The sequence below is a fragment of the Pseudomonas sp. SDO5591_S426 genome, assembly GCF_054070755.1.
Genome location: NZ_JBSVXD010000222.1, coordinates 1 through 8,063 on the forward strand (window position 1 = coordinate 1; position 8,063 = coordinate 8,063).

The window sequence follows — 8,063 nt, forward strand, 5'->3', positions numbered from 1 at the left end:
AGCTCCTACAGGGAATCCTAGCGCTTTCAAGGATTGTGTATGAACAGCCTCCCCATCATCGACATCGCCCCGCTTTACAGCGACGACCAATCCGGCTGGCTCGCCGTGGCAAAAGAAATCGACCACGCCTGCCGCGAATGGGGTTTCTTCTATATCAAGGGCCACCCGATTTCCGCTGCGCGCATCGACGCGGTGCTCGACAACGCCAAGCGTTTCTTCGCTCAACCCGCCAACGAAAAACTCAAGATCGACATCACCCAGACCCGCCACCATCGCGGCTACGGCGCCATCGCCACCGAACAACTCGACCCGAGCAAACCCAGCGACCTCAAAGAAACCTTCGACATGGGTCTGCACCTGCCGGTCGAGCATCCGGACGTGCTGGCAGAGAAACCCTTGCGCGGCCCCAACCGACATCCATCACTGCCCGGATGGGAAGCGCTGATGGAGCAGCACTACGTCGACATGCAGGCACTCGCGCAAACACTGTTGCGGGCAATGACATTGGCGCTGGGCATCGAGCGCGACTTCTTTGATTCGCGCTTCAGCGAGCCGGTCAGCGTATTGCGGATGATCCATTACCCACCGCGCCACACCGCCAGTTCCGCGGAACAACAAGGTGCCGGCGCGCACACCGATTACGGTTGCATCACTTTGCTCTACCAGGATGCCGCCGGTGGCCTGCAAGTCAGGAACGTAAAAGGCGAATGGATCGATGCGCCGCCGATCGAGGGCACCTTCGTGGTCAACCTCGGCGACATGATGGCGCGCTGGAGCAACGACCGTTATCTGTCGACGCCGCACCGGGTGATCAGCCCGCTGGGTGTGGATCGCTATTCGATGCCGTTCTTCGCCGAACCGCATCCCGACACGCGCATTGAATGCCTGCCCGGATGCCAGGACGCACAGCACCCGGCGAAATATCCGACCACCACCTGCGCCGAATTCCTGCTCTCGCGCTTCGCTGATACCTATGCTTATCGACGGGAACAGGAAGCCGTGTAATGAACCGGCTGGTCAGGTTTTACCAATTGTTGCGGCTAGCATCTGTAGAATGGCGACCATTGCACCTGATGAGAAAAGAATTATGTACGACTGGCTGAATGCCCTGCCCAAGGCAGAACTGCACCTGCACCTGGAGGGTTCGCTGGAGCCCGAGTTGCTGTTCGCCCTGGCCGAACGCAACAAGATCGCCCTGCCGTGGAGCGACGTCGAAACCCTGCGCAAGGCCTACGCCTTCAACAACCTGCAAGAATTCCTCGACCTGTATTACCAGGGCGCCGACGTGCTGCGTACGTCCCAGGATTTCTACGACCTGACCTGGGCGTACTTGCTGCGCTGCAAAGCACAGAACGTGATTCACACTGAACCGTTCTTCGACCCGCAGACCCACACCGACCGTGGCATTCCGTTTGAAGTGGTGCTCAACGGCATCGCCGCAGCGTTGAAGGACGGCGAGCAACAGCTGGGCATCACCAGCGGTTTGATCCTGAGCTTCCTGCGTCACTTGAGCGAAGAACAAGCCGAAAAAACCCTCGACCAGGCTCTGCCGTTCCGCGATGCGTTTGTCGCCGTCGGTCTGGACAGTTCCGAGATGGGCCACCCGCCGAGCAAGTTCCAGCGCGTGTTCGACCGCGCCCGCCACGAAGGCTTCCTGACCGTCGCCCACGCCGGTGAAGAAGGCCCGCCCGAGTACATCTGGGAAGCCCTCGACCTGCTGAAAATCCAGCGCATCGACCATGGCGTGCGCGCCATCGAAGACGAGCGCCTGATGCAGCGGATCATCGACGAGCAGATCCCGCTGACCGTGTGCCCGCTGTCCAACACCAAGCTCTGCGTGTTCGATCACATGTCGCAGCACAACATTCTCGACATGCTCGAACGTGGCGTGAAAGTGACCGTGAACTCCGATGACCCGGCGTACTTCGGCGGTTATGTCACCGAGAACTTCCATGCGCTGTACACCGATCTGGGCATGACCCAGGATCAGGCCAAGCGCCTGGCGCAGAACAGCCTGGATGCGCGGTTGGTAAAACCTTAAAGCCAAATGCCCCTGTGGGAGCTGGCTTGCCAGCGATGGCGGAATGTCAGCCAGCTTGAAGCTGAAGCTGATGGCCTCATCGCTGGCAAGCCAGCTCCCACAGGTTTGGGGTTTAGTCGCAGGACGCTTCTAGAGCGCCATTTCCAGCTCGGTGTCCTTGGCGAATCGGTGGATTTCACGCTGCCCGGCAGCGGTGACCTGCAAGGCGCGCGAATCATTGGGCAAGCTCAACCAGCCCGATTGCATGAACAGCTGCAACAACGCCGCTCCCAGCGCCCCGCCCATGTGCGGGCGTCTTTCGCTCCAGTCAGGACAGGCACACGCAGACTTGCCATTACGATGGGCCAGTGCCTGGATGAATACACCACGCGCCGCCAACTCGGTGGAGCCCTTGAGTGTGATCGTGATCCGTTGATCAAACTGCTCAATCCAGCCGGCATCCAGCAAGCGCTGGTACAGATCCGCCGCCAATGTGCCACCCAAATGGTCGTCGCAAAGTCGCGCGCGCAACACCGACGAGCGTAGCGCCTGAGGTTTCGCCAAGGGCGGAGTGCGTTTGAAAATATCCGGGATGTCCTGGGGTGCGCTGGCCAGCGTGGCACTGGCCAGCGCTTCGATCGCGGCACCGATTTCGGGGGCGGCCAGGCGGAAGAAGCGTTTGCGTGCGCGGGTTTCGACTTTCAACAGACCTCCGGCAGACAAACGCCCCAGGTGGGCATTGGCCGAAGACGGTGACAGCCCGGCCAACAGGGCCAGTTCTTCGGCTTGGCGCGCCGAGCCGTCCATCAAGGCCCACATCATTGTGCTGCGCTTTGGGTCAGCCAGTAAGGTGGCTATCTGGCTGATGCAAGGTGCATGTTCCATGAATTCACTCCCTGTTGAATCGTTTCGTCTACTGCTCGGAGACATCTTGACCAGTAATGTGCCGTCGGCCAAGACGTGGAAACCGCCACAAACCAGGCAACACCTTCGCTCATACCCACCATCACCGGGCACCGGTTGCAGAGGTCTGGTGATGGGGCATGGGGCACAGCCGAATCGAGCATGGCTGCGCTATTGCGATGAACGCTGCGTACATGAGGCGAGCGCTAGTATAGGCGGGTTGAGCGCAGGTTCCTGCCCTCCGCAAACCGGTGAAGGTGATAGTTCCTGAGGGAAATTTCGCTTTTTGCCTGCGACTAATGATCAATTCCCGAGAACCCCGGAAAATGACCGCTCAACCGGGCGCAACGACTGGCAAGCATTTCCCGCAACAGGTTCACCGGCTTACTCAATTGTGCGCGATGGGCGCACAACAGATTCAGCGGTGCGCGCTCACAGAGCAGCTCCGGCATCAGTACCTTCAAGCGACCGGCGAACACATCGGCGGCCACATCGAGCCACGATTTGTAGGCAATCCCCGCTCCAGCCACCGCCCACAGGCGCACGACATCGGCATCGTCACTGAAACGGTCACCGCTGACGGTCAGGCCGACCTCGCGTTTGCCATCGTGAAAACTCCAGTGGTCGTGGACCCGACTGCCGAGCATGAACAGCAAGCAATTGTGCTGAGCCAACTGCTCCAGTTGCCGCGGCTCGCCATGCCGCGCCAGGTAACTTGGCGCTGCACACAGCACGCGGCGGTTTTGCGAGGCGATGGGCAGCGCCACCAGGCTGGAGTCTTCCGGCTCGCCGTAACGCAGGGCGATGTCCACCGGTTGGCGGAACAGATCGGCGATGCGGTCACCCAGCAACAAACGCACGGTGAGTTTCGGGTGTTCGCGCTGAAACTCGTCCAGCCAGGGCAGCAGCAGGTTGCGACCGAAGTCCGACGGCGCCGACAGTTGCAACACGCCGCTGACCTGATCCTGGCCACTGGCCAACAAACGCCGACCTTCATCGAGGTTGCTCAGGGCCGCCCGAGCATATTCGAGAAAGCCTTCACCTTCGGCGGTCAGGCGCAGGCTACGGGTCGAGCGGGCGAGCAGACGGGCACCGAGTTGCTGTTCGATGCGCTTCAACGCCGCGCTGGCCACCGCTGCCGACATGTCCATGCCCCGCGCAGCCGCCGACAGGCTACCGAGGTCCGCCGCCCGAACGAACAACTGCAAGTCATCGAAACGCAACATCCAAAGCCTCGATTATCAAAAAAATATTGAAAGAGACTGCTCTTTTAGCGGCTTTTATCTTCAGGAGAAATAGCCAATCATCTGCCCATCGAAATCAGCCCGTTCCCGGAGTCGCCGATGTCCCAGCCTTTTACCGCTATTGCCACCCTCATCGCCAAACCCGGCCAGCAGGACGCCCTTGAACAACATCTGCGGGCGCTGGTGGAACCGACTCGCGCCGAAGCCGGTTGCGGGCAATACGACCTGCATCAGGATCTGGCCAATCCGCTGGCCTTCTACATGATTGAACACTGGAGCAGCGACGAAGCCCTGCAAGCCCACGACGACAGTGCGCATATCCAGAACTTCCGCGCCAAGGCCCCTGACTTCCTCGAACACTTCGAGCTCAAGCGCCTGCGCACCCTCGCCTGATTTGTTCTTCTATCCAGTTAATTCGCGGAGTTATTGATGAAAGCCATTGCCTATTACGCGTCCCTGCCGATCAGCGACGAAAAATCCCTGCAAGACATCGAACTGCCGGAACCGGTCGCCGGGCCGCGCGACCTGTTGGTAGAGGTCAAAGCCATTTCGGTCAACCCGGTGGATACCAAGGTCCGCCAGAACGTCCAGCCTGAAGGTGGCGCCGCCAAAGTGCTGGGCTGGGACGTGGCCGGTGTGGTCAAGGCCGTCGGCAGTGAAGTGACCTTGTTCAAGGCTGGGGACAAAGTGTTCTACGCCGGCTCCATTGCCCGCGCTGGCGGCAACAGCGAATTGCATGTGGTGGATGAGCGGATCGTCGGCCATATGCCGAAAACCCTCAATTTCGCCGAAGCCGCGGCCCTGCCGCTGACTGCGATCACCGCATGGGAATTGCTCTTCGAACGCCTGCAAGTGCGCGAAGGTAAAACCGACGAAGGCCAGAGCCTGCTGATCGTCGGCGCGGCGGGCGGTGTCGGCTCGATCCTTACCCAATTGGCTAAACAACTCACCGGCCTCAAGGTGATCGGCACCGCTTCGCGTCCGCAAACCCAGAGCTGGGTGAAAGAGTTAGGTGCCGACCAGGTAATCGATCACAGCCAGCCACTGAGCGAAGAGCTCAAGCGCGCCGGCATCAATCAAGTGACCCACGTTGCCAGCCTGACCCAGACTGACCATCACCTGGATCAATTGGTCGAGGCGCTGGCGCCGCAGGGCAAACTGGCGCTGATCGACGACCCGAAATCCCTCGACGTAACCAAGCTCAAGCGCAAGAGCCTGTCACTGCACTGGGAGTTCATGTACACCCGCTCGCTGTTCGAAACCGCGGACATGATCGAGCAGCATAAATTGCTCAACCGCGTGGCGCAGCTGATTGATGCCGGGACGCTGAAAACCACGGTTGGCGAACACTTCGGCACCATTAATGCGGCGAATCTGCGTCGTGCTCATGCCCTGCTGGAAAGCGGCAAATCCAAGGGCAAGATTGTGCTGGAAGGGTTCTAAAGCCCTGAAAACAACGTCGCAGGCTGACCCAGAGCCTGCGATGTTTTTTGTTACAAACCGTCAGTCCGACAGTTGACCCTTGTCACAATAGCGATCGTATTCAGGTCTACAATCGAATTTCCTGCGAGGCACCCTTTTACGAAACATCTTTCACTAGACGTCTTTTACAAGAGGAGTTCAGCTATGAAGATCCTGATAAAAGAATTGGCAAAATCCCAGTGGCAGGTCCGCCTGGACCAGCATGCGGTAACCTTCCGCAGCGAAACCGAAGCCCGAAATTTCATGCGCACCCTAGAAGCACGCATTCAAGCCCCTCACCCAATCCCCGCCCTTCACGCGCAGCGCGCTGCCGGCTGAATCCCTCTCAAACCTGGGCTTGCGCCAGTGCCCGGGCATTTTGCAAACGACGGGTGAGCATCGCCACGCTCACCACCAGAATTCCGCACAGGCTGATGACCATGGCCATCGGCATGGCGCTGCCGTCGTGCAAAACACCCACCAGTGCGGCGGCACCGGCGGCGACGCTGAATTGCAGGCAACCGAGCATCGCCGAAGCGCTGCCGGCGCGAGCACCCTGGCCGTTCATCGCACACGCCGATGCGTTGGGAAGGATGCAACCGAGGCTGGCGATACAGATGAACAGTGGAATCAACAACGGCCACAGTTGTGCCGTATGCATTGCACTCACGGCAAGCAGAGCCAGGCCGGCACCCAGGTAAACCCAAACGGCGCGCGTCAACAGGAATGCCGGCCCACGCTTGGCCAGCAAACGTGCGTTGACCTGCGCCACCAGAATGAAGCCCGCCGCATTGGCACCGAAGAACCAGCCGAAATGCTCGGCCGGGATGCCATAAAGCTTGATGATGACGAACGGTGAACCGGCGATGTAGGAAAACATCCCGGCGATGGCGATACCGCCAGTCAGCGCGTGGCCGAGGTACACCGAATCTTTCAACAAACGTCCGTACTGACGCAGCGCCCCTGACATCGGTTGGCGTGGCAAATGAGCGGGCATGCTTTCCGGCAATCCGAGTGCGACGGCCAAACCGGCCAGTGCGCTGAAACCGGTCAGCACCAGAAAGATCGACTGCCAACCTGTGGTGTTGACCAACAGACCGCCGAGCATCGGCGCGAGGATCGGCGCCAGGCCCATCACCAGCATCAGTTGCGAAAAGACTTTTGCCGAGCCCACTGCATCGCATTTATCACTGACTACCGCCCGCGAGATCACCATCCCTGCGCAACCGCCCAGTGCCTGGACGAAGCGTGCGCCGATCAGCCATTCAAGGTTCGGCGCATAGGCGCACGCCAGCGAAGCGGCGGTGAACAGGCCAACGCCCATGAGCAATGGCAGGCGCCGCCCGAAACGATCCGCTACCGGCCCGTAAGCCAGCTGACCAATGGACAAGCCAAGGAAATACGCCGCCAGGGTCAGCTGGACATGCTTCTCATCAGTGCCGAAGGCAAGCGCCATGGCCGGGAACGCGGGCAGGTAGAAATCGATCGCCAGCGGACCGAATGCGCTCAAGGCGCCAAGAATCAGAATTGTGCGGAAGTTCATCAGGCATCCAGTGAGGCAGAGTTCGGCAGCCCGACAGTCTAGCCGCGCATGGACGCCTTGAACATTCCGATAGCTCGCTAACTATTAAAAAGATCAGGCTAATTTGATGCCGTAGCCTTCTTCACTGATCGCGTCGATCACCTGCTGCGCGGTGAGCGCGCTTTCGACACCGACCTCTTTCGCCGCCAGATCGACGCGCACGCTGGCTGCCGGGTCCTGAGCCTGAACAGCCTGAGTGATGGCCCTGACGCAGTGACCGCAGGACATACCTTCAACATTGAACACTTGCATGGAATGACTCCTTTGATGAGGCTCTTGAATGAGGCTGAGTACAGTCTTGAGCTTGCCACCATGGCAAGGTCAAGTTCTGCAGTGATCTGCCGGGCTGGCAATCGGCGCCGCGCTCGGCCAAGCTGCGTTCATCTATGACTCGACTCAGGAGATTCAGCCATGCGCTGGTCAGCTTTCAGCCTGTTTGGCTTCCTCAGCCTTTTCGCCGCCCTGCCTTCGGCCCATGCCGCCGGGGAGGACTATGGCGTGCTGATCATTTCCCGCGAGCGCCTGGAAGTCGCGACCAGCTGCGAAATCGGCGTGTATATCCAGGATCAATTGGCGGCTCGGCTGTTTCAAGAGCAAAGCACTTCCTTCAACCTGCCGCCGGGCAATGTGTCCCTGCGCCTCAAACTGCTGCCGGGTCAGGCACCGGGCTGCAACCCGGGCATGCTCGCGCCGGGTTCGCAGGACATCCAGCTCAGGGCCGGCGACGTGCTCAAGTACCGGATTGCGATGACGCAGGAAGGGATGTACCTGAAACGCGCAGGTCTCGGCTACTGAGTCGCTTGTGAAAAGATCGCAGCCTTCGGCAGCTCCTACAGGCGTACACATAATTTTG

10 protein-coding genes are annotated in these 8,063 nt (G+C 59.9%); 6 read left to right on the plus strand and 4 right to left on the minus strand.

Annotated features, from left to right (window positions below; translation table 11 throughout):
• Positions 1 to 39 precede the first annotated feature (39 nt).
• Together ACW9JC_RS26660 and ACW9JC_RS26665 are read left to right on the plus strand one after the other, a co-directional pair.
• On the plus strand, positions 40 to 1,005 hold the full coding sequence (locus tag ACW9JC_RS26660; RefSeq protein WP_457458733.1) for a 2-oxoglutarate and iron-dependent oxygenase domain-containing protein: 966 nt from the start codon (positions 40 to 42) through the stop codon (positions 1,003 to 1,005).
• 82 nt (positions 1,006 to 1,087) lie between these two features.
• Positions 1,088 to 2,041 carry an adenosine deaminase gene (locus ACW9JC_RS26665; protein ID WP_339556741.1) on the plus strand — a complete coding sequence of 318 codons (954 nt, stop codon included), beginning with the start codon at positions 1,088 to 1,090 and terminating at the stop codon, positions 2,039 to 2,041.
• A 129-nt stretch (positions 2,042 to 2,170) separates the two neighbouring features.
• Here the strand turns inward: ACW9JC_RS26665 and ACW9JC_RS26670 are convergent, their stop codons facing one another.
• Entirely contained in the window at positions 2,171 to 2,905 is a 735-nt protein-coding gene (locus ACW9JC_RS26670) for an ArsR/SmtB family transcription factor (protein ID WP_457458736.1), read from the minus strand.
• A gap of 314 nt (positions 2,906 to 3,219) precedes the next feature.
• On the minus strand, positions 3,220 to 4,149 hold the full coding sequence (locus ACW9JC_RS26675; protein WP_457458738.1) for a LysR family transcriptional regulator: 930 nt from the start codon (positions 4,147 to 4,149) through the stop codon (positions 3,220 to 3,222).
• A 117-nt stretch (positions 4,150 to 4,266) separates the two neighbouring features.
• On the opposite strand from ACW9JC_RS26675, the gene ACW9JC_RS26680 reads away from it, so the two are divergent.
• The 3 genes from ACW9JC_RS26680 to ACW9JC_RS26690 all read left to right on the plus strand — a co-directional run bounded on the left by ACW9JC_RS26680 (position 4,267) and on the right by ACW9JC_RS26690 (position 5,967).
• Positions 4,267 to 4,560 (plus strand): putative quinol monooxygenase, encoded by a 294-nt coding sequence (locus tag ACW9JC_RS26680; protein WP_457458740.1) that lies wholly within the window; start codon positions 4,267 to 4,269, stop codon positions 4,558 to 4,560.
• Positions 4,561 to 4,596: 36 nt separating this feature from the next.
• Positions 4,597 to 5,610, plus strand: a complete 1,014-nt coding sequence (locus ACW9JC_RS26685; RefSeq protein ID WP_457458742.1) for a zinc-binding alcohol dehydrogenase family protein — start codon at positions 4,597 to 4,599, stop codon at positions 5,608 to 5,610.
• 183 nt (positions 5,611 to 5,793) lie between these two features.
• Entirely contained in the window at positions 5,794 to 5,967 is a 174-nt protein-coding gene (locus ACW9JC_RS26690) for a hypothetical protein (protein ID WP_338584555.1), read from the plus strand.
• 7 nt (positions 5,968 to 5,974) lie between these two features.
• On the opposite strand, the gene ACW9JC_RS26695 is transcribed toward ACW9JC_RS26690, so the two are convergent.
• Together ACW9JC_RS26695 and ACW9JC_RS26700 are read right to left on the minus strand one after the other, a co-directional pair.
• Positions 5,975 to 7,171: a multidrug effflux MFS transporter gene (locus ACW9JC_RS26695; protein WP_457458744.1), complete on the minus strand. Its 1,197-nt coding sequence runs from the start codon at positions 7,169 to 7,171 to the stop codon at positions 5,975 to 5,977.
• Positions 7,172 to 7,264: 93 nt separating this feature from the next.
• On the minus strand, positions 7,265 to 7,462 hold the full coding sequence (locus tag ACW9JC_RS26700) for a heavy-metal-associated domain-containing protein (protein WP_338584553.1): 198 nt from the start codon (positions 7,460 to 7,462) through the stop codon (positions 7,265 to 7,267).
• A 159-nt stretch (positions 7,463 to 7,621) separates the two neighbouring features.
• Between ACW9JC_RS26700 and ACW9JC_RS26705 the strand changes: the two genes are divergently transcribed.
• A complete protein-coding gene (locus ACW9JC_RS26705; RefSeq protein ID WP_457458747.1) occupies positions 7,622 to 8,005 on the plus strand; it encodes a hypothetical protein in 384 nt (127 codons plus the stop codon).
• Positions 8,006 to 8,063: the final 58 nt, after the last annotated feature.

What these genes read in the sequence shown, in the direction of transcription:
- ACW9JC_RS26680 (WP_457458740.1), top strand. Translation starts at nt 4,267, where the DNA reads ATGTCCCAGCCTTTTACCGCTATTGCCACCCTCATCGCCAAACCCGGC.
- ACW9JC_RS26690 (WP_338584555.1), top strand. Translation starts at nt 5,794, where the DNA reads ATGAAGATCCTGATAAAAGAATTGGCAAAATCCCAGTGGCAGGTCCGC.
- ACW9JC_RS26695 (WP_457458744.1), bottom strand. Translation starts at nt 7,171, where the DNA reads ATGAACTTCCGCACAATTCTGATTCTTGGCGCCTTGAGCGCATTCGGT.
- ACW9JC_RS26675 (WP_457458738.1), bottom strand. Translation starts at nt 4,149, where the DNA reads ATGTTGCGTTTCGATGACTTGCAGTTGTTCGTTCGGGCGGCGGACCTC.
- ACW9JC_RS26670 (WP_457458736.1), bottom strand. Translation starts at nt 2,905, where the DNA reads ATGGAACATGCACCTTGCATCAGCCAGATAGCCACCTTACTGGCTGAC.
- ACW9JC_RS26705 (WP_457458747.1), top strand. Translation starts at nt 7,622, where the DNA reads ATGCGCTGGTCAGCTTTCAGCCTGTTTGGCTTCCTCAGCCTTTTCGCC.
- ACW9JC_RS26660 (WP_457458733.1), top strand. Translation starts at nt 40, where the DNA reads ATGAACAGCCTCCCCATCATCGACATCGCCCCGCTTTACAGCGACGAC.
- ACW9JC_RS26665 (WP_339556741.1), top strand. Translation starts at nt 1,088, where the DNA reads ATGTACGACTGGCTGAATGCCCTGCCCAAGGCAGAACTGCACCTGCAC.
- ACW9JC_RS26700 (WP_338584553.1), bottom strand. Translation starts at nt 7,462, where the DNA reads ATGCAAGTGTTCAATGTTGAAGGTATGTCCTGCGGTCACTGCGTCAGG.
- ACW9JC_RS26685 (WP_457458742.1), top strand. Translation starts at nt 4,597, where the DNA reads ATGAAAGCCATTGCCTATTACGCGTCCCTGCCGATCAGCGACGAAAAA.